20 protein-coding genes are annotated in these 25,925 nt (G+C 38.6%); 10 read left to right on the top strand and 10 right to left on the bottom strand.

The genetic code is table 11. The features are described from left to right. Positions 1-122 precede the first annotated feature (122 nt). Positions 123-983 carry a protease HtpX gene (gene htpX, locus ON073_RS01875; protein ID WP_274760155.1) on the top strand — a complete coding sequence of 287 codons (861 nt, stop codon included), beginning with the start codon at positions 123-125 and terminating at the stop codon, positions 981-983. Positions 984-999: 16 nt separating this feature from the next. On the opposite strand, the gene ON073_RS01880 is transcribed toward htpX, so the two are convergent. Further along, complete coding sequence (locus ON073_RS01880; RefSeq protein WP_274760156.1) at positions 1,000-1,179, bottom strand: hypothetical protein; 180 nt, start codon at positions 1,177-1,179, stop codon at positions 1,000-1,002. Between the two features lie 213 nt (positions 1,180-1,392). Between ON073_RS01880 and purE the strand changes: the two genes are divergently transcribed. Both purE and ON073_RS01890 read left to right on the top strand, forming a co-directional pair. Next, on the top strand, positions 1,393-1,875 hold the full coding sequence (gene purE / locus ON073_RS01885) for a 5-(carboxyamino)imidazole ribonucleotide mutase (RefSeq protein ID WP_274760157.1): 483 nt from the start codon (positions 1,393-1,395) through the stop codon (positions 1,873-1,875). A gap of 1 nt (position 1,876) precedes the next feature. Further along, a complete protein-coding gene (locus tag ON073_RS01890) occupies positions 1,877-3,022 on the top strand; it encodes a 5-(carboxyamino)imidazole ribonucleotide synthase (RefSeq protein ID WP_274760158.1) in 1,146 nt (381 codons plus the stop codon). A gap of 30 nt (positions 3,023-3,052) precedes the next feature. On the opposite strand, the gene ON073_RS01895 is transcribed toward ON073_RS01890, so the two are convergent. Then, positions 3,053-3,346, bottom strand: a complete 294-nt coding sequence (locus tag ON073_RS01895; RefSeq protein WP_274760159.1) for a hypothetical protein — start codon at positions 3,344-3,346, stop codon at positions 3,053-3,055. Between the two features lie 308 nt (positions 3,347-3,654). On the opposite strand from ON073_RS01895, the gene ON073_RS01900 reads away from it, so the two are divergent. Beyond that, positions 3,655-6,132 (top strand): S9 family peptidase, encoded by a 2,478-nt coding sequence (locus ON073_RS01900; protein WP_274760160.1) that lies wholly within the window; start codon positions 3,655-3,657, stop codon positions 6,130-6,132. Positions 6,133-6,165: 33 nt separating this feature from the next. Here ON073_RS01900 and rrtA read toward each other — a convergent pair whose 3' ends face one another. Then, positions 6,166-6,756: a rhombosortase gene (rrtA, locus tag ON073_RS01905; protein ID WP_274760161.1), complete on the bottom strand. Its 591-nt coding sequence runs from the start codon at positions 6,754-6,756 to the stop codon at positions 6,166-6,168. A 66-nt stretch (positions 6,757-6,822) separates the two neighbouring features. Between rrtA and ggt the strand changes: the two genes are divergently transcribed. Both ggt and ON073_RS01915 read left to right on the top strand, forming a co-directional pair. After that, complete coding sequence (ggt, locus tag ON073_RS01910) at positions 6,823-8,562, top strand: gamma-glutamyltransferase (RefSeq protein WP_274760162.1); 1,740 nt, start codon at positions 6,823-6,825, stop codon at positions 8,560-8,562. Positions 8,563-8,746: 184 nt separating this feature from the next. Continuing rightward, on the top strand, positions 8,747-10,441 hold the full coding sequence (locus tag ON073_RS01915; protein ID WP_274760163.1) for an NAD-dependent malic enzyme: 1,695 nt from the start codon (positions 8,747-8,749) through the stop codon (positions 10,439-10,441). 50 nt (positions 10,442-10,491) lie between these two features. Here the strand turns inward: ON073_RS01915 and ON073_RS01920 are convergent, their stop codons facing one another. Next, on the bottom strand, positions 10,492-11,205 hold the full coding sequence (locus tag ON073_RS01920) for an outer membrane protein OmpK (protein WP_274760164.1): 714 nt from the start codon (positions 11,203-11,205) through the stop codon (positions 10,492-10,494). A gap of 244 nt (positions 11,206-11,449) precedes the next feature. On the opposite strand from ON073_RS01920, the gene ON073_RS01925 reads away from it, so the two are divergent. The 4 genes from ON073_RS01925 (at position 11,450) to ON073_RS01940 (ending at position 17,913) form a co-directional block, all read left to right on the top strand. Further along, on the top strand, positions 11,450-13,933 hold the full coding sequence (locus tag ON073_RS01925) for a TonB-dependent receptor (protein WP_274760165.1): 2,484 nt from the start codon (positions 11,450-11,452) through the stop codon (positions 13,931-13,933). 137 nt (positions 13,934-14,070) lie between these two features. Continuing rightward, positions 14,071-15,084, top strand: a complete 1,014-nt coding sequence (locus ON073_RS01930; RefSeq protein ID WP_274760166.1) for a helix-turn-helix domain-containing protein — start codon at positions 14,071-14,073, stop codon at positions 15,082-15,084. A 129-nt stretch (positions 15,085-15,213) separates the two neighbouring features. Next, positions 15,214-16,395, top strand: coding sequence for a cytochrome-c peroxidase (locus ON073_RS01935; RefSeq protein WP_274760167.1), 1,182 nt, complete (start codon positions 15,214-15,216; stop codon positions 16,393-16,395). Positions 16,396-16,410: 15 nt separating this feature from the next. Further along, on the top strand, positions 16,411-17,913 hold the full coding sequence (locus ON073_RS01940; RefSeq protein WP_274760168.1) for a parallel beta-helix domain-containing protein: 1,503 nt from the start codon (positions 16,411-16,413) through the stop codon (positions 17,911-17,913). 41 nt (positions 17,914-17,954) lie between these two features. On the opposite strand, the gene ON073_RS01945 is transcribed toward ON073_RS01940, so the two are convergent. The 6 genes from ON073_RS01945 to ubiG form a co-directional block, all read right to left on the bottom strand. Next, on the bottom strand, positions 17,955-20,408 hold the full coding sequence (locus ON073_RS01945) for a TonB-dependent receptor (protein ID WP_274760169.1): 2,454 nt from the start codon (positions 20,406-20,408) through the stop codon (positions 17,955-17,957). Positions 20,409-20,578: 170 nt separating this feature from the next. Further along, the gene (yfaE, locus tag ON073_RS01950) at positions 20,579-20,842 is read right to left on the bottom strand and encodes a class I ribonucleotide reductase maintenance protein YfaE (protein WP_274760170.1); all 264 of its coding nucleotides are present in this window, start codon (positions 20,840-20,842) and stop codon (positions 20,579-20,581) included. Further along, complete coding sequence (nrdB, locus tag ON073_RS01955) at positions 20,842-21,972, bottom strand: class Ia ribonucleoside-diphosphate reductase subunit beta (RefSeq protein WP_274760171.1); 1,131 nt, start codon at positions 21,970-21,972, stop codon at positions 20,842-20,844. Before nrdB ends, yfaE begins: the two co-directional genes overlap by 1 nt. A 65-nt stretch (positions 21,973-22,037) precedes the next feature. Continuing rightward, positions 22,038-24,323, bottom strand: coding sequence for a class 1a ribonucleoside-diphosphate reductase subunit alpha (gene nrdA, locus ON073_RS01960; protein ID WP_274760172.1), 2,286 nt, complete (start codon positions 24,321-24,323; stop codon positions 22,038-22,040). Positions 24,324-24,723: 400 nt separating this feature from the next. Beyond that, positions 24,724-25,398, bottom strand: coding sequence for an HAD family hydrolase (locus ON073_RS01965; protein ID WP_274760173.1), 675 nt, complete (start codon positions 25,396-25,398; stop codon positions 24,724-24,726). Positions 25,399-25,403: 5 nt separating this feature from the next. Continuing rightward, positions 25,404-25,925: bifunctional 2-polyprenyl-6-hydroxyphenol methylase/3-demethylubiquinol 3-O-methyltransferase UbiG (ubiG, locus tag ON073_RS01970; protein WP_274760174.1), on the bottom strand; the 522-nt coding region annotated here is incomplete at its 5' end.

Below are 25,925 nucleotides of genomic sequence, written 5' to 3' on the forward strand. Positions count from 1 at the left end.
TTTCACATAAATTTTAAGGTGTATTTAGTAACTAATAATATTTGTGTCATTTTGTAAATTTATCTTGAATCTAGCGCTATTGACACTATATAAAGCAGTAGAAAACACGTTTTGAGGTAACAATGAAAAGAGTCGTTCTGTTTTTAATTACTAACTTAGCGGTAATGCTAGTGTTAGGTATTGTACTGTCAGTGATTATGTCAGTACTGGGTATAGAGCACCGTAGCTTAGGTGGTATTTTACTTATTGCTACATTATTTGGTTTTGGTGGCTCATTTATTTCACTGTTTATGTCGAAATGGATGGCTAAAAAATCAACTGGCGCACACGTAATTGAGCAACCACGTTCAGATATTGAAAAGTGGTTAGTTGACCGTGTTGCTGAACAAGCAAAGAAAGCCAATATTGCGATGCCAGAAGTGGCAATTTACGACAGCCCTGAAATGAATGCATTTGCAACGGGACCAAGTAAAAATAATTCACTTGTCGCAGTAAGCACAGGCCTTTTACATAATATGAGTCAAGATGAAGCAGAAGCCGTGCTTGCTCATGAAGTATCGCACATTGCAAATGGTGATATGGTAACCCTGACACTTATTCAGGGTGTAGTGAATACCTTTGTAATTGCTATTTCGAAGGTGTTAGCAGGAATTGTAGATAATTTCCTAAATAGCGATGAAGAAGAGTCGGGTGGTTCTTGGACTTATTTTATCTTCGATATGATTTTCCAAGTGTTATTCGGTATTTTAGCAAGCTTTGTTGTTGCGTATTTCAGCCGTCAACGTGAATTTGCAGCCGACAAGGGCGCAGCAGATTTAGTCGGTGCACATAAAATGCGTGCTGCACTTGAGCGTTTAAAAGTAAATCACCCATCACAACTTGAAGGGTCGATGATGGCGTTTGGTATTGCATCGGGTAAAGGGTTAATGGACTTAATGAGCTCACACCCACCGTTAGATGCACGTATTAATGCGTTAAAATAATCTATGTGAACATGCATTAAAAAGGCGCCATTAGGCGCATTTCAATAATTTCTTTTGCCGGAATGGTATACCGGGTACCGCCAAACATCACCGATGTATTTTCGTCAATATCTGTAATGCCTGTTAATGTCCAACCTTCGCCGCGCTGTTTGCAATAAACAGTTGTGGTAGGTGGGATTACTTTGAATTTTGTCATCTAACCCCCTAGCGATTAAAAACGATTGGCGTAATTTACCTTAGCATGGCGTTAATTCACAGTTTTTAATTGAGAAAACCCTGCGATTATTGGATAATTCGCAACTCGCAATCCCACATCGCGAAATCAAAAATTTTATATTACACACTGTAAATGAGGCGTATTCAGCAGCGTTTATAGTGTGAATTAAGTGCCTAACGATAAGGAGTGACTATGACTGTTGGCATTATTATGGGTTCAAAATCAGATTGGCCTACCATGCAACATGCTGCCGAGATGCTTGATAAATTCGGTGTTAAGTATGAAACAAAAGTGGTTTCAGCTCACCGTACGCCACAGTTATTAGCCGATTATGCCAGCACTGCTGCTGAGCGTGGAATTAAAGTGATTATCGCTGGCGCCGGTGGTGCAGCGCACCTTCCTGGAATGGCTGCAGCCTTTACAAGCCTTCCTGTATTAGGTGTTCCTGTTAAATCAAAAGCACTTAACGGTGTTGATTCACTTCTTTCTATCTGCCAAATGCCAAAAGGCGTTGCGGTGGGTACTTTGGCGATTGGTGAGCCAGGTGCAGCAAACGCAGGTTTACTTGCAGCACAAATTTTAGGTTGCCAACAGCCTGAGCTACTAGCAAAAATTGATGAGTTCAGAAAGAACCAAACAGAAACTGTTTTAGCGAACCCAAATCCAGCAGAGTAATATGAATATTTTAGTGTTAGGGGCAGGCCAGTTAGCACGTATGATGAGCTTAGCTGGTGCACCACTTAATTTAAATATCAAAGCGTATGATGTTGGTACTAAACAGGTAGTTCACCCACTGACATTACACGTATATGAACAAGATTTAAAAGCAGCAATTGCCGAGAGTGATGCAATTACCGCAGAATTTGAGCACATTCCTGATGATGTGCTTGCTCTTTGTTGCCAAAGTGGCAAATTCTATCCCGGTAAAAATGCCATTAAAGCAGGCGGTGATCGCAGTATTGAAAAAGCGTTACTTGATAAAGCCGGTGTTAACTGCGCTCCATATCAATTAATTACCGAACGTGCACATTTAGACGAGGCTATTGCTAATTTAGAGTTGCCACTTGTAATTAAAACGTGCCAAGCAGGTTACGACGGTAAAGGGCAATGGCGTATCAAAGCGGATTCAAATGTAGATGAGATTTGGTCTGAAATGGCGGCATTTATTGCAAGTGGTACAGTTGATTTTCCGCATACCATTATTGCTGAGAAAATGATCCCATTTAACCGTGAAGTGTCTGTTATTGGTGCACGCGACAAACAAGGTAATACCGCTGTTTATCCTGTTACTGAAAACGAGCACACAAACGGTGTACTGACATTATCAATTGCTTCAGACATGGATGCTGGCATTCAATCTCAAGCATTAGACGCATTTAACAAGTTAAGTGCAGAAATGGATTATGTTGGTGTGCTTGCTATTGAGTTCTTCGATGTTGATGGCGAGCTTATGGTGAATGAAATTGCACCACGTGTTCATAACTCTGGCCATTGGACTCAGCAAGGTACGGTATGTAGTCAGTTTGAAAATCATCTTCGCGCAGTGGCTAATTTACCGTTAGGTGATACGCAGATGATTGGCCCAAGTGCGATGATCAATGTGCTTGGTCAAGCTGATATTCCAAAAGAAGTGTTAACTGTACCTGGTGTAACAAGTCATTGGTATGGTAAAGGTGTTCGTGCGGGTCGTAAAATGGGCCACATCAACGTTGTTGCTAACAGTGATAAAGAACTTGGCGAAAAGTTAGCGCAGCTTGCAAATTATTTACCAGAAGATGCCTACCCAGGTGTTGCAGCAAGAGCACAATTGCTGTCTAACTAATCTTCTAAGCAAACTGACGCCACTACAGTGTCAGTTTGCTTCATTTCGTATATCCACTTCAACATAAAAAGGCACTGTTGCATTAGAAATGTATTTGCCTTGCAACAATCGCTCTTGCCCTTTTAAACCTTGTTCGTAATGAGTTTGTTTGTTGCGCAGCATATTTTGCCAAAAGTCACCAATATAAAGTGAGATAATTGATTCATTGCCATCGCAATAAAAATATTGATAGCGAGACCAGTTAGCAAGCTCATCTTGTTTAAGCCATTTAGCTATACTTGTTTTATCAGGTCCGCGATAAATGCGTAATCTAAATTTGCTCATAACAGGTTAACCTTGTTCCATATATGTTAAGGGTAGACAATGGCTTTCAACTTTGAGAAATAAATTTAAATTTTTTGAATAAATTTTGAACTATCTTGAAATGGTCACGGTCTATTATTATGAAACGACAATTAATCATTTCGTTTCGACCTAAATTGCTAGCGCAGAGTATTCGGCCAACACCTCGTTGGCCTTTTTTTTTACTGCAAATGTAATCGTCAAAATCACATATTTAAACGATAAGAACAGTTTTAATTTGCAATGTAGTTTGATTAAATTGGGATAATTTAAACTATAAAAAAATACCCATGTATAATAAATCTCTTATCGCGTTAGCTGTTACTGCATGTATCAGTTTAACAGGTTGTAAAACAACCGATTCAACACAGCAAGAAGCATCACAAACATTCCCAACCGTTGTTGAAACAACGACACACCAGGGACCTGAAACAATCACACTTAAACAAGCAATGGCACATCCGGATTGGTTAGGCCGACAGCCTGAACGTGCATTTTGGTCGCTTGATTCAAACGCAGTTCATTATTCACGTAAACAAGCAGGCAATGAGTTAAGAGATACATTTACAAAATCACTTAGTGGTGAAGGCAATGGGCAATTAGTCAGCCTTGATAAACTACATACACTTGGTGCAAAACAGCTTACATTTAGCCAAGATAACAAATGGGTTGCTTATACTTTCAAAGGGAATATCTTTGCGTTAGAGCAGTCAAGCGGCCAGTTAAAGCAATTAACCTTATCTGACGATAGTGCATCTCAGCTTCAATTTTTAACATCGGGTGAATTGTCTTACCGTGTTAAAGATAGTTTTTATAAAGTAAATGTTGAATCTGGCATGCGTCAGCAAATTGTTGCATTAAAAGCGGCTGACAAACCAAAAGGGGTCGCTGAGCCATCTAGCTACATTGCAAAAGAGCAACATAAACTCATTGATTTTGTGGCGCTTACCCACAAAAACTCAAAAGATAAAGAAAGTTATAATCAACGTCTTACTGAGCAAAATAACAGCATCATGAACGATACCTATTACCTTGGTAAAGGTAATCGTATTGTTAGTGCGGTTTTATCACCTGCGGGTGATAAGTTAATCACTGTTATTAGTGAAAGCAAACCTTGGCGTGATGATGGCGATATTATGCCAAATTACATTGGTCAAAACGGTGAAATTGTTGCTGAAAAAGTACGTCGTCGCGTAGCGGATACAAAACCATCTGGTTCAGAACTTATTCTTATAAATTTAGAAGAAAACACGCATACGACTTTGCCGTTTAATACATTACCTGGTTTTGACGAAGATGTTTTAGCGGATGTTAAAGCTGAAAATGCAAAAGCAGAGGGTAAAACGTATAAATCTCAAAAAGCGCCACGTCATATTAATTTAATGATGGATTGGGGCTGGTCACAAAGTGCAATTCAATGGAATCAATCTGGCTCTCAAGTGGCAGTAATGCTAGAAGCGTTTGACAATAAAGACCGTTGGATAGCTACCGTTGATTTCAAGCAAAACACGCTTGTATCTCAACATCGTCTACATGACAAAGCATGGGTTAATTACACTTACAACAACTTTGGCTGGTTAAATCAGCAAGACGATACGCTTTATTATTTGTCTGAAGAGTCGGGCTATAGCCACATTTATACAAAACCGCTAAAGGGCAAAGCCAAGCAACTTACGAAAGGTCAGTTTGTTGTCTCAGAATTAACACAAGCGCGTAATAGCCAATCTATTTTTTACAAAGCAAATAAGAAACACCCTGGCATTTATGAAATTTATAAATTAGATCTGACCACGGGTGAAAGTAGCGCTCAAACAGATTTAAATGGTATGACGGATTACCAGTTAAGCCCGGATGAATCTAAGTTATTACTGACACATTCTAAATTAGCGTTACCGCCAGAGTTGTATGTATCAGATGTTGATGGCGAAAAGGTGACGCGTTTAACAAATACTGTTTCTGAAAAGTTTTTAAATACCCAACTTATTGCACCAAAAGTGGTTGCGGTGCCATCGAGCAATACAGAGCAGCCAATTTACGCAAAAGTGTATTACCCGCGTGATTATAAAGAAGGTGAGACAGGCCAAGCACGTAAAGCGGTTATTTTTAACCATGGTGCAGGTTATTTACAAAACTCTCATTTAGGTTGGTCAGGTTATTTCCGCGAATTTATGTTCCATTCTTTCCTTGCAGAGCAGGGTTATGTGGTAATGGATATGGATTACCGAGCGTCTAAAGGTTATGGCCGTGATTGGCGCACCGCGATTTATCGTCATATGGGTAAACCAGAAATTGAAGATTTGGCGGATGGTGTAAACTGGATGGCAGAAAATGCCAATGTAAATAAAGAACGCGTGGGTACCTATGGTGGCTCATATGGTGGCTTTATGACATTTATGGCGTTATTAACGCGGCCTGAGTTATTCCAAGCAGGCGCTGCACTTCGCCCTGTGTCTGACTGGGCTTATTATAACAACCCATACACATCAAATATCTTAAACCATCCTGATGTTGATCCAATTGCGTATAAGCGTAGCTCGCCAATTTATTTTGCAGAAGGGCTGGAAAAACCATTACTAATCAATGCGCCAATGGTTGATGACAATGTATTTTTCCAAGATGTAGTACGTTTGGTACAACGTTTTATTGAACTTGAAAAAGAAAATTATGAAACGGCGATTTACCCAGTAGAACCGCATGGTTTTAAACAACCATCAAGCTGGTTAGATGAATATCGTCGCATTTATAAGTTATTTGAACAGAACTTATAATTTAAATAGAAAAAGGCCGCTAAGCGGCCTTTTTTATTGTGTTAGTTGTTGACGCATAGCGTGCCGATTGAGTTTTGCATAAACAAATATCCCTGAAATTGCACCGATTAAATGTGCCTCAATCGCCACACGTGCTTCTATTAGTTCACCAAGTTCAGCACTTGGACCAGAATATTGCTCCCACGCAATTTTTAGCCACACACCAATAAATAATAAGTAACCCGTTTTCATGCCTTTTTGGCAATCGATTAATGCACCGATAATAATGAGACCATGCAAAACACCGCTAAGCCCGTTATATAGGGTATTTTCTGGGTAGAAAATATAGATACCACCACCGGTGTAAAGTGCCAGGAGTAATAAAGCTAAGGCATATTTTTTACTGTCATAATATTCGCCGTGTAGTGTCCAAATAAGAGCAACTCCCGCTAAATTAAGCATTAAATGGTAGCTGTTAGAATGGCTAAAATGACCCGTTACAATGCGCCAATATTCTCCTTTGGCAAATAGGGCACGGTTATATTCGAACAATTCACTTAACGGCGTCGCGAAAATGATAAGGGCGGCAAGTATTAAAATAATCGGTGCAGAGATAAATCGTTTATCAAATGGCAGGTTTAACATAAGTGATAGGTGTTAATAGGCATTAAATGTAGGTAAGATTATCACAAATAAATTGATTCCATAATTATGAAAAAATTAAAACAAACTCTCTCGCGCGTAATTTTGGCGTCAAGCCTCGTTTCACTCAATACTTTCGCAACGATTGTTGGTGAGCCAGAAGCTAATACCGGTTTAACTGAAAAACAGCAGGTTGTCGCCCACAAATACATGGTATCTGCAGCAAACCCTTATGCTGTTGAAGCAGGAGCCGCAGTACTTGCAAAAGGCGGCAGTGCGGTTGATGCTGCTATTGCCGTGCAATTAGTACTAACCTTAGTAGAGCCGCAATCATCGGGTATTGGTGGTGGCTTATTTCTATTGCATTATGATAAATCACAGCAACATCTGACGAGCTTTGATGGTCGTGAAACAGCACCTGCAAAAGCCACTGAATCACTCTTCTTAGATGGTAAGGGTAAACCTATTCGTTGGATTGAAGCGGTTGTTGGCGGTCGTTCAGTAGGAGTACCTGGCGCTCTTGCAGCACTTAACCAGGCGCATAGCCGGTATGGTAAATTACCTTGGGCAGAATTATTTGTCGATGCAATTAAGTTAAGTGAAAACGGCTTTATTGTGTCCCCGCGATTAGAAAAGCTTGTTAGCCTTAAAATAAACCCAGGTGTTTCTTTAATTGATAATACCAAAGCCTACTTTATGCCAAATGGAGAGCCGTTAAAAGCCGGAACAGTTAAGAAAAACCCCGAGTTAGCAGCGCTATATCGTGAAATAGCAGAAAAAGGCGTTTTGGCATTTTATCAAGGTGATAATGCCAAACAATTAGTAAACACAGTGACCAAATCAGATATTGCGCCTGGCACAATTTCAGAGCAAGATCTTGCTAACTATCGTAGTGTTGAACGCAAGCCTGTATGTGCACCTTATAAAGCTTACAACGTGTGTTCAATGGCACCACCTAGTTCTGGTGGCATTACCGTGTTACAAATCATGGCACTGTTGGAACAAAGTAATGCGCCATTAAAAGAAAATTGGGATGTTGACTCTGTTCATGCCTTTACACAAGCGTCTAGATTGGCCTTTGCAGATAGAGACTTCTACATAGCAGACCCTGATTTTGTAAAAGTACCTACCGAAAATATGTTAAACGCCACGTATTTAAAAGAGCGTAGTTTGCTAATTAGTCAATCGGATATGGGCCGTGCATTACCGGGTGATTTTTCAACTGACTGGTCAGTAGCACAAGTTAATTATGAACAGCCCAATACCTCGCATGTATCGATTGTCGATGCTGACGGAAATGCTGTGTCTATGACAACATCCATTGAAATGGGTTTTGGCTCAGCCCTAATGGTGAATGGCTATTTACTCAACAACCAACTTACAGATTTTACATTTAATCCCAAAATTGATGGTAAACCAGTTGCAAATCGTGTTGAGCCTATTAAACGTCCTCGTTCTTCTATGGCACCGGTAATGGTGTTTAACAAAGACGGCACGCTAAAATTAGTAATTGGTTCACCGGGTGGTTCACGCATCATAAATTATGTTGCAAAAGCGCTTGTTGGCATTTTAGATTTTGGCTTGTCACCGCAACAAGCAATTGAACTTGCAAATATTACAAACCGTAATCGTGTTACTACGCTTGAAAAAGGCTCGGATATCGAGTTCATAAAACCGGCGCTCGAAGCAAAAGGCCACACCGTTGTTATTCGCGACTTAAATTCGGGTATTCATGCTGTGATGATTGAGGGCGATAAACTACTTGGCGCAGCCGATCCTCGCAGAGAGGGCATTGCTTTAGGGCAATAAACCAAAGCACGTAAATAAAATGCTAGGAATAAGTTAAACTTGGTTAATTCTTCGCATCAACCATTGCTTTAACTTATTGCTGCTTAGATAATGTTTTCAATTATCCGTTAATTATCTTATAGTTTTGCATTTTTAAACTTTAGTTTAATAATTAAAGCTATTACAACACACCACCAAGAATATAATGACAGAACACACACAAAAGAATTACTTGTATATCCCATATGCAGGGCCAACGCTGATTGAAACGCCGCTATTGAATAAAGGCAGTGCTTTTAGTCAACGTGAACGTGAGCAATTTAACTTAGCGGGTTTATTACCGCCAATTTTTGAATCAATCGAAGAGCAAGTTGAACGTTGTTATCAACAATATAAAAGTTTCACAAACAATCTGAATAAGCATATTTATTTACGTGCTATCCACGATACCAATGAAACGCTTTTCTTCCGTTTAGTGCGTGATCATTTAGAAGAAATGATGCCTATTATCTACACGCCAACGGTAGGTGAAGCATGTGAGCGCTTCTCAGATATTTACCGTAAACACCGTGGATTATTTATTTCTTACGAAGACCGCCATAACATTGATGACATTTTACGTAACGCCACCAAAGGTAAAGTGAAAGTTATCGTAGTGACTGATGGTGAACGTATTCTTGGTTTAGGTGACCAAGGTATTGGTGGTATGGGTATTCCAATTGGTAAATTATCACTTTATACCGCTGTGGGTGGCATTAGCCCAGCATATACCTTACCTGTAATGCTTGATGTGGGTACTAATAACCAAACATTACTTGATGATCCTATGTATATGGGTCGTCGCCATAAGCGTATTTCACAAGAACAATATGATGAGTTTTTGGATTTGTTCATTAACGCAGTGAAACGTCGTTGGCCAAATGTGATGCTGCAATTTGAAGATTTTGCACAACCAAATGCAATGCCATTACTACAACGCTACCGCAACCAAATTTGTAGTTTTAACGATGACATTCAAGGTACTGCATCGGTAACAGTAGGTTCATTACTTGCTGCGTGTCGCGTGAAAGGTGAAGCTCTTTCATCACAAAAAGTAGTGTTTGTTGGTGCAGGCTCAGCAGGTTGTGGTATTGCAGAGCAGATCATTGCGCAAATGGTAAGCGAGGGTATCAGTGAAGCGCAGGCTCGTTCACAAATCTTTATGGTTGACCGCTTTGGCTTATTGACCGAAGGTATGAGCGACCTACGAGATTTCCAAGAAGTCCTAACGCAGAAGAAAGACGCGTTAAGTGACTGGACCTTTAGTGGTGACTATGCGTCGTTACTCGATGTAATGCACTGTGCAAAACCAAATATTCTAATTGGTGTATCAGGTCAACCAGGCTTATTCACTGAACAAGTTATTAAGGCTATGCATCAGGGCAGTGAGCAACCAATTATCTTCCCACTGAGTAACCCAATTAAACAAGTAGAAGCAATGCCAGAAGATGTGATTGCTTGGACAAATGGTGAAGCAATTGTAGCAACAGGTAGCCCATTTGAACCTGTTAGCTTTAATGGTAAAGAGCATATTATTCCGCAATGTAATAACAGTTATATTTTCCCTGGTATTGGTTTGGGAGTTGTCGCTGTAGGTGCTAAGCGAATTACTGATGAAATGCTAATGGTTGCAAGTGAAACCTTAGCTGCTGCGTCACCACGTGCTAATACTGGTGAAGGAAGCTTGTTACCACCATTAACGCAAGTTGAAGCGCTTTCAAAGGAAATTGCCTTTAACGTTGCTAAAAAAGCCATTGAACAAAACGTCGCGCTTGAAATTTCAGATGAAAAGCTTGCAAGTTTAATTGAGAAGAATTACTGGTTACCGGAATACCGTGACTACAAGCGTGTAAGCATTTAATCGAAAATATAAAAAAGCCCTGCAATTGCAGGGCTTTTTATTTGTGTTTGTTAAAAGTGATATTTAACTAATAAATTCACATTGTTTTCGTTAACACCATCAATGCCAAATTTATCAAGCCAATAAACATATTCAATGCCCACATACAGTTTTGAATCTAAATTAAGGTGTGGAGCAACATCATATTTTAATTGAGAAGTAAGATTCATTTGCGAAACACTGTTATCACGGCTGGTGGCATAATCCATAAAGCCGTCATAGTAGAGTGGTCCGATAGGCAAACCCCAAGTAATGGTAGTTTGGTAATTGTTATCACCATGCTCGTTATTACGGTAATACATGTTCACATTAACATAGTCGAAATAGGGTACATTAATACCCGCACCTACACCATATAAGTAATTTGTTAAGCTAGAGCCAAAACCATCATGAGATGAAAAATTTCCATATTCAATAGTGGTTGCAACATACAAAGCTTTAACTGGACTGTTTTCAAAATCAGTAATTTTGAAACGTGGTGAAAATTCACCGTAAATTTCTTTATCACCATTACTTGATTCAAGACGGTCAACAAATGTAAAGCTATCTCCCCAACTTGTAACAGCAAAGTGCTCTAATGTGACAACTTGTCGTTTATTGTCACCAACTTCATAGTCATTACCATTTAAGTAAGACACGCTGAAATCTGAAAAATGGGTTTTTGCAGCCACATTAGCTGAAAAACAAATTGAAGATAATGTTGCTACTAGCGAAAGGGTTTTCACATTTGCCTCTTTAAAACGTATTTATATTAATTTTATTTGAATTTTAGCAGAATTTATTTTGCTGTCAGGAAATACCTAAAATTAAAGGATTAATTGGTTATTTTTTATAATCAGTCAGGCGCTTTAAAGCATTTACTCAGTATTTTTAATGATTTTGTCGGTTGTTTTTGATGGATCACTTAGCAAAATAAACCCTGACTAAATAGGGTAAGTATGTGGTGATAAAAATTATAAGGAACACCCCATGAACAACTCACAAAAGCAATTTTTGATTAGCAGTTTATCCAAAAGCATCATTATGGCGCTCTCAGCATTACCTTTATGTAGTTATGCAAATTCTCAATCAGACACGCAAAAAGACGTGGAAATTATAGAAGTAACCGCGCAAAAACGATCTCAAAGTATACTGCAGGTACACCTCGCTGTAGATTCGATCAGTAGTGATGTTATTGAAAAAACAAACTCATTAAAGCTAAGCGATATTGATGATTTTGTTCCTGGTTTTTCATTTAGTGATGGCAATGTCACCCAAGCAGGTGTCACCATGCGTGGTGTTTCAAGCCCTAATATTAGCGTCGGTGGCGACCCGTCAGCAGCGAGTTTTTTTGATGATGTCTATATGCCAAGAGCTGCTCAAAACGTTATCTTCAGTGATGTTCAGCGTGTGGAGGTGCTAAAAGGGCCGCAAGGTACTTTATTTGGCCGAAATGCTGCAACAGGTGTTGTAAATATTATCCCTAACAGTCCAGATGCTGAAAAAAATGGTTTTGTGAAAGCGAATCTTGGTAATTTAAAGCTAAAACGATTTGAGGGTATGGCCAACTTTGCAGTTACAGATAACCTATTTGTAAGAGTTAATGGGCTTTCTAATCAACGAGATGGAAATATCGAAAACCAGTTTATTTCGGGTTTTGATGGCAATGACGAGAACCATAAAGCGGCACGCATTGCCGTTAAATATGTTGTGAATACTGATACTTCTATTCAGTTAGCTTATGACTGGGACAAGGTAAAGCAAGCGCCGCCAGAAGCAATTGGCATCAGTGAATACACAAAATATCCGGATCCTTTTGCTGGTAAGTTTGAAAATGACGTATTTAACGGTGAAGAAAGCCGCGATATGGATGCGTTAACACTTAAGGTTGAATCACAATTAACGGATGATTGGTCGGTAAAACTGGTTTCAAGTAATCGTCAATGGCAAACCATTAACCGTGAAGATGAGGACGGTTTAGCACTTGCAACTCGCCATTTTGATACCTCAAATAACGAAGATTCTGATATTTTTTACAACGAACTCCAGTTTAATTACCAACATGGCAATATCAGTTATGTCGGTGGTATCACATACAGTGAAGAAACGGTTTCTCAAGTTACTGAGCTTAACTTAAATGCTGACACAGTGATGACAATGGTGACTAACGAGCTAGGAAATATGTTCGGTGTACCGCTTAACCACTTGTGGGATGCAGCAGAATTTACAGCAGTGCTTAATTATTTACACGCTGTGCCTGGTGTTGGCCAAGCCCTAGACCCAATTTATATGATGCTGGGAGTGGAGACACTGACCCCTGAGGTACTTGCATATGCTGAGCAAATGCAACCCGGCACCATAGATATGATTTATGACAGCATTGCCTATAGTCCTATTGTTAATAACCCCGCATTTATGGGGCCAAGTTACCAAGGAAAAGTGTGGCAAGAAATGATGGTAAATACAGGTGATTTCAAAAACTACGGTATTTACTCTGATATTGATTATCGTATTAACGAACAGTTTAGTGTGATTGCAGGCCTTCGTTATTCTAAAGATAAAAAAGCATTTAGTTGGCAAGTACCAGTGACTAGTTTCAGTGATGAAAGAAGCGGTGTAGAAAACCTAATTTTCCCTTCATTTGATAAGATAAGTGCCAATGATTCATGGAGCAAAACGACGGGTCGCTTAATTGGTCAGTACCGTGTAAATAACAAAAACATGACATATTTGAGTTATTCAACAGGTTATAAATCTGGAGGATATGATTCTCTTGACCCAACAACGGCGGTCAATCCATTTAAACCAGAGCTGACAACAAACTATGAATTTGGTTACAAAGGTGAAGCTTTTGCTGTGCTTCGTAGCCAAATTGCTGTTTATCAGATGGAAATTGATGATAGGCAAACAACAGTTGAATCAAAACCACCGGGTCAGTTAACCGCTTTCCCTGTAGTTATCAATGGCGACCAGATTATTAAAGGCATTGAAATAAACCTTAATTGGCAAGTAACAGATAGTTTTACTGCTTCATTAGTCACCGAATTTAGAGAAACCGAATCGGATTGGGATGACTATTTTGATGCAAGTAGCCAATGGATTACGGGTAAATCGAAGGGCAATACAAACTTAGCGTACACCACGAGCTTTAATTATTTACCAGATTTCCCTTATGGAAATTTAGCGATTCGTTTGGATTATATTTATGCTGAAAACGATCGAGATTCAGATCCTGGATACCAACAGTGGTATAGCAATATTCCACACTACTTAAATGACAGGCAAGACCTCAATCTTAATGTGACGTGGCAACACCCTAATGATGCAGTGCAAATCGCATTATGGGGTAAAAATCTCTTAGATGAAAAATATATTTCAGGTATTCGCAATATTACAACGGAAATTCTTAATACTCCGTTTGTGTCTATTGAAGACGGTATTACTTATGGTGTTGAATTTAAATATACATTTTAAAACAAAAGGATATGAAGTTTTTCTATTTTAGGTAATGATTACCTAAAATTTAATAAATGTTAAATTTATGTTGTTTTTAAAATGTAGGGTATGGTTTACTGTTGTATGGTGCTGTGAAGTAGGAGTAAGGGGCGGCCGTGCAACAGTTTAATGATTTTTTTCTCACCATAACCTTTAGTTGTCTTCTCGTAAGCATTGTTTTGTTACTACCTCAGCGCACACGTTCAGAACAAATAAAGCTGTTTATGATTTTGCTGGTTTGTTGCAACAGTTATGTGCTAGGTCAACTCAGTTTTATACAGAACCCAGTTGTAGATACCATTAATTTTGTTGGTGGCAACCTGCTGCCAGGAGTGTTTTGGCTTGTCTGCATTTGTGTTTTTGCTGACAAATCAAAACTTACTACTTTTGATTATTCTATTGCGTGTTCTACCTTGCTCGTGCCTTCAATAAATCAACTTGTTGGACTGGTGATTGATAGCGCGCTTATAAAGCAAGTATTTGGTTATTTTGGTGTGGCGTTAGAGCTTTCATTAATTGCAATGGGGCTTTTTTATTGCATCAAAAATATCGATATTGATTTAGTTGCGCAGCGCCGTAGTTTCCGCACTACTTTAATCTTTTCTGTGGGTATTTACTTCTTTTTATTCATTATATTAGGCCAAGGGTTTAAACTGAATTTTGCTTGGCTGACTTTATTTTTTAACATTGTAGCTGCGCTTATCAGCCTTACAGTGATCTTTGTTTTATTCGGACTTCGCCATCCAAGCCCGTTTGAATTAGCAAAAGTAGCACCGACTAAAAATAATAACCCCTTGTTAACGCGTATTGTTAATGCCATGGAGCAAGATGCGCTTTATAAGCAAGAGGGGCTAACTATTAGTGATTTATCAAAAAGAATCTCTATTCACGTGTACAAATTAAGGCAATTGATCAATGGTGAGCTTGGTTTTCGCAATTTTAATGATTATTTAAATTACTATCGTATTCGTGAAATTACTGAATTATTGGGTTCTGAAACGCATGCAAATACACCGGTATTAACCTTGGCACTGGATAATGGTTTTCGCAGCTTAAGTTCATTTAATAAAGCATTTAAAGATACCCATGGCAAAACGCCAACACAGTATAAAAAAGAAATATATGGTTAGAGTTGTTAGTGAGTGATAGTTAAAAAAACCGAGTAATTATAAATTACTCGGTTTTTTTTTAACTTTTAATAAGCTGGTTAACGCATTTTTCATAATAGTCGAACTAGGTTTTGTAAAAAGAAAAATAGTATGAAAGCCATTCGAACTTACGTTTATTTATTTATCTCATTTTTAAGTGTTTCTGCTTACTCAGATAACACAAATCCAATTACCTTAAATTCCCATTGCCCACCAAGTTTTGAAAAAACCAATGAGGGTTGCAAGCTTGTAAGCCTTTATCAATTTTACGACTCTCTAAATAATCAAGGGGTAGGTGGCACGCAAACCTCATTGCCTTCATATCGTGATGGTTTTTCTCCTGAGCAAATTGATTTAGGCCGCTATTTATTTTTTGATCCGCTTTTATCTAAAAATCAAAAGCAAAGTTGCGCTTCATGTCATCAACCTCAGTTAGGCTTTTCGGATGGACTCGCAAGAAGTGTTGGTACCAAGGGTGATTTACTGAAACGAAGTGCGCCAACCCTTTGGAATGTCGCATTTTTAAAACGATTTTTTTGGGATGCACGGGCAAATTCTTTAGAAGAGCAAGCCAAAGGGCCGCTTTTTGATAATCATGAAATGGCGAATGATGAAACCTCCTTGTTAGCTGCTTTAAATGCAAATAAAACTTATCGTGCGTTATTTAAAACTGCGTTTAATTCAGCCGAGGATATTAGTTTAGATCAGGTTGTGACATCGTTAAGTGCATTTCAGTCCTCGTTAATTTCATTAAATTCTCGCTATGACCATTATGTACATGGAGACCACAACGCTTTATCTGAAGAAGAAATACAAGGTATGAACGTCTTTCGCTCATTTGTCGCAAGATGTGCAGAGTGCCACACACCACCACTTTTTACTAATCAACAAGTTGCTGTAATTGGTGTAGATGAACCAGAGGGCCTTGAGTTTGATATCGGTGCTGAAAAAACCTTTAACAATGCAAAGGTAAAAGGCGGTTTTAAAGTTCCAACACTTCGTAATATTACTAAAACAGCTCCTTATATGCATTCAGGACGTTTTAGCTCGCTGCGTGATGCCGTTGAGTTTTACACTCTAGGGCGTGGTCACGCAGTAAAAGATCAGCCTTTGTATCTTCATTGGCATATTTGGGAGCCGAATTTACGCGATGAAGAAATCGATCAAATAGTGGCATTTTTAGGTGCCTTAGAAGATCAAACATTAACGCCTAAAACACCAAAGCGTGTGCCTTCAGGATTAACACCCATAACGCATTTTCAGACAACAAATGAATCCGTATTAGCAGAATAAAAACAGGACAAACATATGAAAAAAAGTAATTTTCTGTGGGCTGTAGCCCTAATATCAGCCTTTGCAGCAGGTAGTTATTATAATCAACAGAATCAGCCGATTAAAATAAGTAACAGCCAAACAGGTGCAAGTTACCAAGGGACTAACAGCGGTGTTGAAAGCACTAAAAAGTCAGCGGTTATAAAACAACAGTTTAATGGTGAGGTACATGTTGTAAATCAGGGCGAGTCAATTATGGCGGCGGTTAAATTGGCGCAGCCCGGCGACACAATTCAAGTGATGCCAGGAACTTACAATGAAACGGTATACATTGATAAGGACAGTATTCGCATTTTAGGCGTCATTAAACAAGGACAATGGCCGACGATGCATGGTAATGGCGAACTTAATGATGCGATTTTATATTCAGGCAATAATATCGTTGTCGAAAATATGAAAATAACCAAATATAAAGGTAATGGCATTATGGGCCAAGCCGGAAATAACTTTGAAATTCGTAATAATTTAATTGTTGATACAGGTGTTTACGGTATTTTCCCACAGTTAGGCAAAAACGGCATCGTAGAGTACAACATTATTTCAGGTATTGAAGATGCGGCTATTTATGTTGGCATGAGCGATAATATTCATGTTGCACATAATCATGTGTTTTCTAACGTTGCTGGTATTGAAATTGAAAATTCCCGTCATGCTATTGTTGAGAACAATTTAGTGTATGACAACACAGGTGGAATTTTGGCATTTGTCACACCCGGCTTACCAATTAAAACAACCTATGATGTGATTATTCGAAACAACTTTGTTCACAATAATAATCATAAAAACTTTGGTGCACCGGGCAGTACTGTTGCAGGTATTCCACCAGGCACAGGCATATTAGTGATGGCTGCGGATGATGTAATCATCGAAGATAATGTGATTACTGATAATAAAACCGCAGGCATTTTAATTACGGATCATCATCACGCCGCTAACATCACAATTGATCCTGAATCTGAGCCAAATGCGGATCGTGTGTCTATTTTAAATAACACAATGGTAAACAATGGTTACGATACTATCGATGAAGTGAAAGCGCTTGCGTTAACTGAATTTAAATCAGGCAGTATCGAAATTGTACGTGTTGGAGGAAGTAAAGACAGCTGTATTATCAATCGCCATCAGTACATCACAGTGGGCGTTGATGATTTTGCCGAGTGCAATTATACCAATACCGATGATGTAATTAGTTATATTTTGGATGAACCGGTACCAGCTCGTAAAATTGAAGGTAAAGATCAAGGAAAGATTGCTTATTTAGGGGTGTGCACTGGATGCCATGCTTACACAGGGCAGTTAATTGGCCCGCCAATTAAAGACATTCAATCAATTTATCAAGGTAATCCAGAGGCGCTTGCAAGTTATATTGCAAAACCATTTAAAAAACGTCCAACGTTTCCTGAAATGCCACCACAGAATTATTTACCAGAGGAAACTAGGTTAGCGGTTGCAGAATATGTGTTGAGTTTAAAGAATTAAAAAAAGGGCGTTATTACGCCCTTTATTATTAATGATACGAGTTAAAAATAAACGCGCATACCTAATTGGAAATTACGACCAGGTAATGGCGCAATATCTTTGATAAATGACGTATGACTAAATGCTAATTCATCCGTTAAGTTTTGCACCTTGGCAAATATATACGAGTCAGCATTAAGTACATCTAAATTATATTTAGCTGCAATATCGAATAAGGTGTAGCTTTGCGTATTGCTTTCATGCGCACCCAGTTTATCTTGCTCAAAGTAATGAGTTGCAGAGAAGTTTAACTGCAGTGCTTGCCAGTCATACTCTGCTTCAAAGCCAAGTTTGTTTTGTGGGAAGCGCGGTAAATATTCTGATGTGTCTTTCACATCATTACGAATATGATCCCCCATCACTTTAAGCATTAAGTCACTATTAACTTGGTAGTGAACATCAAATTCAATACCGTATAAATCAACATCTGCATATTGATATTGGAAAACACGTGTTGCTTCGTCTTCAACATGGCCATGTGATAAGTACTCTTCCATTGAAAGCATTTCATCATGGTGCGAATCGATTACTAAACCGGTATCTTGTTGGAAATAGAAATTATCAATCTGGTTATAAAAAGCATTAATCGTGTAACCAAAATCACCATTAAATTTACGTAATGTTAAATCAAGGTTGTTTGATGTTTCTTGCTCAATATTTTCAGGTTCAAAGTGGATTTCACCTTCTTCAATTTCATAACCTAACCCTAAATCATAGGTACCTGTTGCAATGTGCAAACCATTTGAAAGAAGTTCCGCAGCACTTGGTGCACGTTCAGAGTGACCTATTGATAAGGCCAGTGAATGACCTTCTTGGAAATTCCAGATTGTACCTGCAGATATACTAATACTGTCAAATTCACCAACATAAGCATATTCTTCACCATGATGTTCTTCATCACCATGTTCTTCGTGTTCATGCTCATCGTGTCCTAATAAAATTTCTGGTGCGTCTATTTCAGTATTTTCATAGCGTGCGCCTAGTTCAACACGGAAATCACCAAAGGTTCTTTCTTCTAGCGCAAATAATGCATGTTGTGTTGTATCACTGTGAGGTGTAAATGCTTCTGCGCCATCTGCACCGTAATCTGAATCATAATAGTGGTAGCCAACTACACCGTGCCAGCCGAGTAGGTTATGTTCAGCGGTTGCACGTAACTCTTTTGATTCATTGGTAAATACAGTACCTTCCATGCCTTCTTCAATTTCAGCATGTCGGTAATCAGTGTAACCTAGCTTTACATCAAAACGTTCAATGGCTGAATCATGTAAGCTGTATGTAAAGTTTGCTTGATAACGGTCTTGAGTTAGTCTGGCAAATACATCACCATGCTCTTCATGTGCATCATGACCTTCTTCTTCATGCTCTTCTTCATGGCCGTGATCGTGACCTGCATGAGAGTGTCCTGGAATACCATAGTCAGATTCAATTCTTCCGTATGCGAAACCAACTACTAAATGATCATTTACATAGCTTGTGCCTAAATTGAACGCTGTGGTATCAATAAAGCTATTTTCAATTGAGTCGATAGCTTCTTCATCATGCTCATCGTGATGATCTTCGCCCTCATGTGCCTCAGCGTCATGATCTTCTTCATGTTCATCATGATGAGCTTCAAACTTCGGCACTTTTGTATCTTCAGTTTTACGCTTCAAGCCATCTAAGTGGAAATTAAAGCCATTGTCACCACCATTAAGTACAAATGCCGCTGTGTTGCCTTCATTTACGGTATCATGTTTGTACTCAACAGCACCTTCTAAAGACTCGTAATTAGTTGAAGGAATGCGTGCATCTACAACATTTACAACACCACCAATTGCACCTGAACCATAAAGAAGTGTGGCAGGGCCACGTAATACTTCAATTTGTTCAGCACTTAATGTCTCATTAGTATTTGCATGATCAGGGCCGATACGTGATGCATCACTGCTTTCTAAACCATTTTGCATAATGCGAACGCGTGGCCCATCTAAACCACGAATAACCGGTGAAGATGAAACAGGGCCGAAGTATGTTTGATTAACGCCAGGGAGTTTATTTAATGTTTCACCTAAGGTACTTGATGATTTGTCTTTTAATTCATCACCTGAAATTACGGTCACCGGCGATGTCATTTCTAAGTTACTTTTATGTAGCGCAGACGCATAAACTGTAATTGCTTCTATTGATGATTGTTCAAGTACTAGATTGATCGTTTGTGTTGTGTTTTCAACATTGAAACGTTTATCTAGGTAACCATCTTTACTGAAATGCAATTGACTATTTGCATCAAGGTCAATTTGATAATTACCTAAGCTATCCGTTATAACTTGCTTGTCTTTACCGTGAACATGCACTGCAACACCAGCAATTGGTTTACCATTTATGTCGGTTAGTTGGCCTGAAACTGGCGCTGCTTGAGAGGATAGTGGAAAAACAACACTTAGCACCGCTAAGCTAATGAGAGACTTTTTCATAAACAATACTTCTAAATTTTCATCTTAAAATTCATGTTATGTGATACTGTAACATCAATATGTGTAGTTTTAAATAAATTGTTATAACATTACATATAATATTTGTAATGAATTGCAAATAAATGACAGTAGGGCTGGTATTTTTAAAAGGGTTTTAGGTTTTAAAGTTACTAAAACTTAGGTATGTCTATTTCAATATCACTTGCAGGTGTAGCACAGCAAAGTAATATTTCACCTTTTCTAACAAAGGCAAGAGGTTCTTGCTGATATTCCACATTACCATTAACTAGCTTGCAACGACATGCACCACAAAAGCCTTCACGACAGTGAAATTGCGGCTCAATATTATTGTTTTCTAAGAAGGTAAGAAGGTTTGGCTGATCAGAGTCAAAATCAAGACTCTGATCAGTATTAGCAATGGTGACTTTGCTCATTAAAGATCGAAATCACCAAAGTCTGATGCATCAACTTCAGCGTCAATTTGGCCAACAAGATATGAACTGATCTCAGCTTCTTGCGGAGCAACTTGAACGTTATCTGATACAAGCCAAGCATTAATCCATGGAATTGGATTCGAGCTTGTTTCAAAAATGGTTGGTAAACCAACCGCTGCCATACGTACATTTGTAATGTACTCAACATACTGGCAAAGAATATCTTTGTTTAAGCCAATCATTGAACCGTCTTTGAATAGGTATTCTGCCCATTCTTTTTCCTGTTCTGCAGCTTTCTTAAACATTGCAATTGATTCTTCACGGCATTGTGCTGCCACAATGGCCATTTCAGGATCATCATCACCTTCTTGCATAATATTAAGAATGTGCTGTGTGCCCGATAAATGAAGTGCTTCATCACGCGCAATAAGCTTGATAATTTTAGCATTACCTTCCATTAATTCACGTTCAGCAAAGGCAAATGAACATGCAAAACTCACATAGAAGCGTATCGCTTCCAAAATGTTTACTGACATGATGCAAAGGTAAAGTTTCTTTTTAAGATCAAATAAGTTAACACGAACTTCTTCACCATTGATTTGATGTTTACCTTCGCCAAACTCATTATAAATAGTGGTTAAACGAATTAATTCGTCATAATAACGAGTTACTTCCTCGGCACGCTCGGCGATTTTATCGTTGGTTACGATATCGTCAAAAATAAGCTCAGGTTGTTTTGTAACGTTACGAATAATGTGCGTATATGAGCGGCTGTGAATGGTTTCACTAAATGCCCAAGTTTCAATCCATGTTTCGAGCTCAGGGATTGATACAATTGGTAGTAGGGCAACATTTGGCGAACGCCCTTGAACACTATCAAGTAATGTTTGGTATTTTAAGTTGCTTAAGAAAATATGCTTTTCGTGTTCTGGTAAACCTTCAAAATCAATGCGGTCTTTGCTCACATCAACTTCTTCTGGACGCCAGAAGAACGAAAGTTGCTTTTCAATTAGCTTTTCAAAAATTGGGTGTTTTTGTTGATCGTAGCGCGAAACATTGACAGTTTGTCCAAAGAACATTGGCTCTTTTAATTGGTCGTTATGCTCGCGACTAAATGTAGAATACGACATAGTTATTTTTACTCTAGAGAAAACAAACTAACGGGCAAAGTGTTAAAACTTTGCCCGTTGTGGATTTAGATTTTACACGCGCCGCCTGCACAGCCATCATCTTCAGGCTCTGGCTTAAGCTCATCTTGAGAATCCGACGCACCATCGCGGGTGTTGTGGTAATAAAGTGTTTTAACACCAAGTTTGTATGCGGTAAGTAAATCTTTAAGCAATAGCTTCATAGGTACTTTACCACCTTCAAACTTATTTGGATCATAATTAGTGTTAGCAGAAATGGTTTGGTCAATAAATTTCTGCATAATACCAACTAATTGAAGGTAACCATCATTGCTTGGAATGTCCCAAAGCAATTCGTACGCATCTTGCAGGCGTTCATATTCAGGAACAACTTGCTTAAGAATACCATCTTTACTCGCTTTAACGCTGATATGACCACGCGGTGGCTCAATACCATTTGTTGCGTTTGAGATTTGAGATGAAGTTTCTGATGGCATTAACGCAGATAACGTTGAGTTACGCATACCATGCTTAACAATGCTCTCACGAAGTCCATCCCAATCTAGATGTAATTGTTCATTACAAATAGCATCAAGATCTTTCTTGTAGGTATCAATTGGCATAATACCTTTTGCGTATGTTGTTTCGTTAAACTTAGGGCAAGCGCCTTTTTCTTTCGCAAGCTCGTTTGATGCTTTCATCAAATAATATTGAATAGCTTCAAATGTACGGTGTGTTAACGCATTAGCAGAACCATCTGAATATTTAACACCATTCTTTGCAAGGTAATATGCGTAGTTAATTACACCAATACCAAGAGTACGACGACCCATAGTTGCATTGTATGCAGCAGGAACTGGGTAATCTTGATAATCAAGTAAGTTATCAAGTGCACGTACAGCAAGTTCAGCTAATTCATCTAATTCATCAAGTGATGTAATCGCACCTAGGTTGAATGCAGAAAGTGTACACAGAGCAATTTCACCTTCTTCATCCATTACATGTTTTAATGGTTTGGTAGGCAATGCAATTTCTAAACATAAGTTAGATTGACGAATTGGCGCAACTTTAGAGTCAAACGGGCTGTGTGTATTTGTGTGGTCTACGTTTTGTAGGTAAATACGGCCTGTGCTTGCACGCTCTTGTGCAAACATAGAGAACAATTCAATCGCTTTTATACGTTTCTTACGAATTGACTCATCTTGTTCGTACTGTAAGTATAAACGTTCAAACTCATCTTGATCTTCAAAAAATGCATCGTACAGGCCAGGCACATCTGATGGACTAAAGAGAGTAATGTAATCGTCTTTAATTAAACGAGAGTACATTACTTTGTTAAATTGCACACCGTAATCTAAGTGACGAACACGGTTATCATCAACACCACGGTTATTTTTAAGTACAAGTAGGTTTTCTACTTCTAAATGCCAAAGTGGGTAGAATAGGGTTGCTGCACCACCACGTACACCACCTTGAGAACAGCTTTTTACTGCTGTTTGGAAGTGTTTATAAAACGGAATGCAGCCAGTATGGAATGCTTCGCCGTTTCTAATAGGGCTTCCTAATGCACGAATTCGACCTGCATTAATACCAATACCCGCACGTTGACTCACATATTTAACAATTGATGATGAAGTTGCATTGATAGAATCAAGGCTATCATCACACTCAATGAGTACACATGAACTGAATTGACGAGTAGGCGTACGCACACCAGCCATGATTGGTGTTGGTAATGAAATTTTAAACGTCGATGTTGCATCATAAAAACGCTTAACATAATCCAAACGTGTAGATTTCGGGTATTTCGAGAATAAACACGCTGCAACTAAAATATAGAGAAATTGTGCGCTTTCATAAATTTCGCCCGATACTCGGTTCTGCACCAAGTATTTGCCTTCCAATTGTTTTACAGCAGCATAACTAAACGTTAAATCACGACCATGGTCGATATACGCATCAAGTTCGTCAATTTCTTGTTGGCTATAATCAGCAAGCAAATGTGGATCGTATTTATTCATTTCGACCATCTTAACCATATGATCATAAAGCGTTGGTGGCTCAAAGCGACCATAAGCTTTCTTTCTCAAATGGAAAATCGCTAAACGTGCAGCGAGAAATTGATAGTCTGGTGTTTCTTTAGAAATAAGATCAGCTGCAGCTTTGATGATCGTCTCATGAATATCTTCAGTACGAATACCATCATAGAACTGGATATGTGATTTTAATTCTACTTGTGAAACAGAAACGTTATTTAGGCCTTCTGCTGCCCATGCAATAACGCGGTGAATTTTGTCTAGGTCAAGCGGTTCCTTGCGACCGTCACGTTTACTGACTGAAAGCTCTTGGTTCATAGTTATGCCTGCAAATTCCTTCAAACGAGCAAAAAATTTTTATTATGTCGAAATAGTGTAGTTGGACTTTTGTCCTATTATTTAGCGCACGGCTCAGGCGAAATCATCAATGTGAGCTTTTTATGCTCAGCTACTAGATATGGTGTCGCCTTCACAGATGATCACAAGATAGAGGGGTCTTAATCATTTTTCAAGGCCTAAAAAAGCGAGAAAATAAGTGATCAAATTTTTACTAACTTGCGTGTTAGCATCCACTAACGTGTTAAGCAAAGTATGTTTAGTCTATGTGAAAAAACAACGATAAATTTACGATAAAAAAAAATATTTAAAATTTATTAGTTGCAAATTTACAAGATATTGTTTTTGGGTCCACCTAAAAAATAACCACAATATATTGTGGTTATTTTTTATAAGAGTAACTAGATATATGGTTAAGCAATAGCCAAGGGGTCTTGAAAGAAAGGTCAAATTGCCAACTAGAAACAGCATTGCCATTGAGGTAGCCCCAAAGCGCAGCTGCTGATTTCATACCCGCAGAATTTGCAGCGATGATGTCGCGTTCATCATCACCAATATAAATGCACTTATGGGGATCAACATTCATTAAACAGCAACTATGCAATAAAGGATCAGCATGGGGCTTTGCTTTATCAAGGGTATCACCAGACACAATATTTCGGCATGAAGTAAACTCAGGGATTTGTGCAACCAATGGTTCAGTTAAATGTGCTGGTTTATTGGTGACGATAGACCAAGGTATTTGCTGGCTATCAAGGTGTGAAATTAATTGCGTGATGCCATCATAAAAACGACTTTTGTACCAAAGGTGTTGTTTATAAAAATCAAGAAACATTTGTTTTAGTGTCTCTTTTTCATTTTCATTCAAACGATGCCATTGTTCACCAAAGCCAAGCTTAAGAAGGGCAATCATGCCATTAGAAGCCTGGCTCCGATAACAATCAGCACTGACAACATCTTTATTGTGCTTAGTTAATACGTAATTTAAAGCAGCACCTAAATCATCTGCACTATCGATTAAGGTACCATCCAGATCAAAAAGGACTGCTTGATACATTTTATTTAAGCCAACTTTTCGAAATGGATCATATAATTGACAGATACATCGTTAGTTAAAGTATAGGTTTGCCCAAGAGGATTATAACTAAGTCCTTTCATGACACGTGCTTTTAAACCGTACTTTTCAGCCCAAGTGATTAATGTTGCAGGCTTGATAAACTTGTCATGATCATGAGTACCCTTAGGTACAATCTTAAGTAAATGTTCAGCGCCGACAATAGCAAATAAATATCCTTTGAGTGTTTTATTGAGCGTTGACATAAATACATGTCCACCCGGTTTAACAAGCGTTGCAAGTGAAGCGATTACCGATTCAGGATCCGGTACGTGCTCAAGCATTTCCATACAAGTAACCACATCAAATTGCTGAGGGTGCTCTCTAGCAAAATCTTCAGCGGTCACCTTTTTATAATCCAAGGTAACACCAACTTCTAAGGCATGAAGCTTTGCAACATTTAGCGGTTCTTCACCCATATCAATTCCGGTTACATTGCCACCAAGTTTAGCCATACTCTCAGCAAGAAT

It is taken from the genome of Pseudoalteromonas sp. G4 (assembly GCF_028875915.1).
GTDB lineage: Bacteria > Pseudomonadota > Gammaproteobacteria > Enterobacterales > Alteromonadaceae > Pseudoalteromonas.

Bases quoted from the DNA above. Each gene is read 5' to 3' on its own strand.
- htpX (WP_274760155.1), top strand. From the start codon at position 123: ATGAAAAGAGTCGTTCTGTTTTTAATTACTAACTTAGCGGTAATGCTA.
- ON073_RS01880 (WP_274760156.1), bottom strand. From the start codon at position 1,179: ATGACAAAATTCAAAGTAATCCCACCTACCACAACTGTTTATTGCAAA.
- purE (WP_274760157.1), top strand. From the start codon at position 1,393: ATGACTGTTGGCATTATTATGGGTTCAAAATCAGATTGGCCTACCATG.
- ON073_RS01890 (WP_274760158.1), top strand. From the start codon at position 1,877: ATGAATATTTTAGTGTTAGGGGCAGGCCAGTTAGCACGTATGATGAGC.
- ON073_RS01895 (WP_274760159.1), bottom strand. From the start codon at position 3,346: ATGAGCAAATTTAGATTACGCATTTATCGCGGACCTGATAAAACAAGT.
- ON073_RS01900 (WP_274760160.1), top strand. From the start codon at position 3,655: ATGTATAATAAATCTCTTATCGCGTTAGCTGTTACTGCATGTATCAGT.
- rrtA (WP_274760161.1), bottom strand. From the start codon at position 6,756: ATGTTAAACCTGCCATTTGATAAACGATTTATCTCTGCACCGATTATT.
- ggt (WP_274760162.1), top strand. From the start codon at position 6,823: ATGAAAAAATTAAAACAAACTCTCTCGCGCGTAATTTTGGCGTCAAGC.
- ON073_RS01915 (WP_274760163.1), top strand. From the start codon at position 8,747: ATGACAGAACACACACAAAAGAATTACTTGTATATCCCATATGCAGGG.
- ON073_RS01925 (WP_274760165.1), top strand. From the start codon at position 11,450: ATGAACAACTCACAAAAGCAATTTTTGATTAGCAGTTTATCCAAAAGC.
- ON073_RS01935 (WP_274760167.1), top strand. From the start codon at position 15,214: ATGAAAGCCATTCGAACTTACGTTTATTTATTTATCTCATTTTTAAGT.
- ON073_RS01940 (WP_274760168.1), top strand. From the start codon at position 16,411: ATGAAAAAAAGTAATTTTCTGTGGGCTGTAGCCCTAATATCAGCCTTT.
- ON073_RS01945 (WP_274760169.1), bottom strand. From the start codon at position 20,408: ATGAAAAAGTCTCTCATTAGCTTAGCGGTGCTAAGTGTTGTTTTTCCA.
- yfaE (WP_274760170.1), bottom strand. From the start codon at position 20,842: ATGAGCAAAGTCACCATTGCTAATACTGATCAGAGTCTTGATTTTGAC.
- nrdB (WP_274760171.1), bottom strand. From the start codon at position 21,972: ATGTCGTATTCTACATTTAGTCGCGAGCATAACGACCAATTAAAAGAG.
- nrdA (WP_274760172.1), bottom strand. From the start codon at position 24,323: ATGAACCAAGAGCTTTCAGTCAGTAAACGTGACGGTCGCAAGGAACCG.
- ON073_RS01965 (WP_274760173.1), bottom strand. From the start codon at position 25,398: ATGTATCAAGCAGTCCTTTTTGATCTGGATGGTACCTTAATCGATAGT.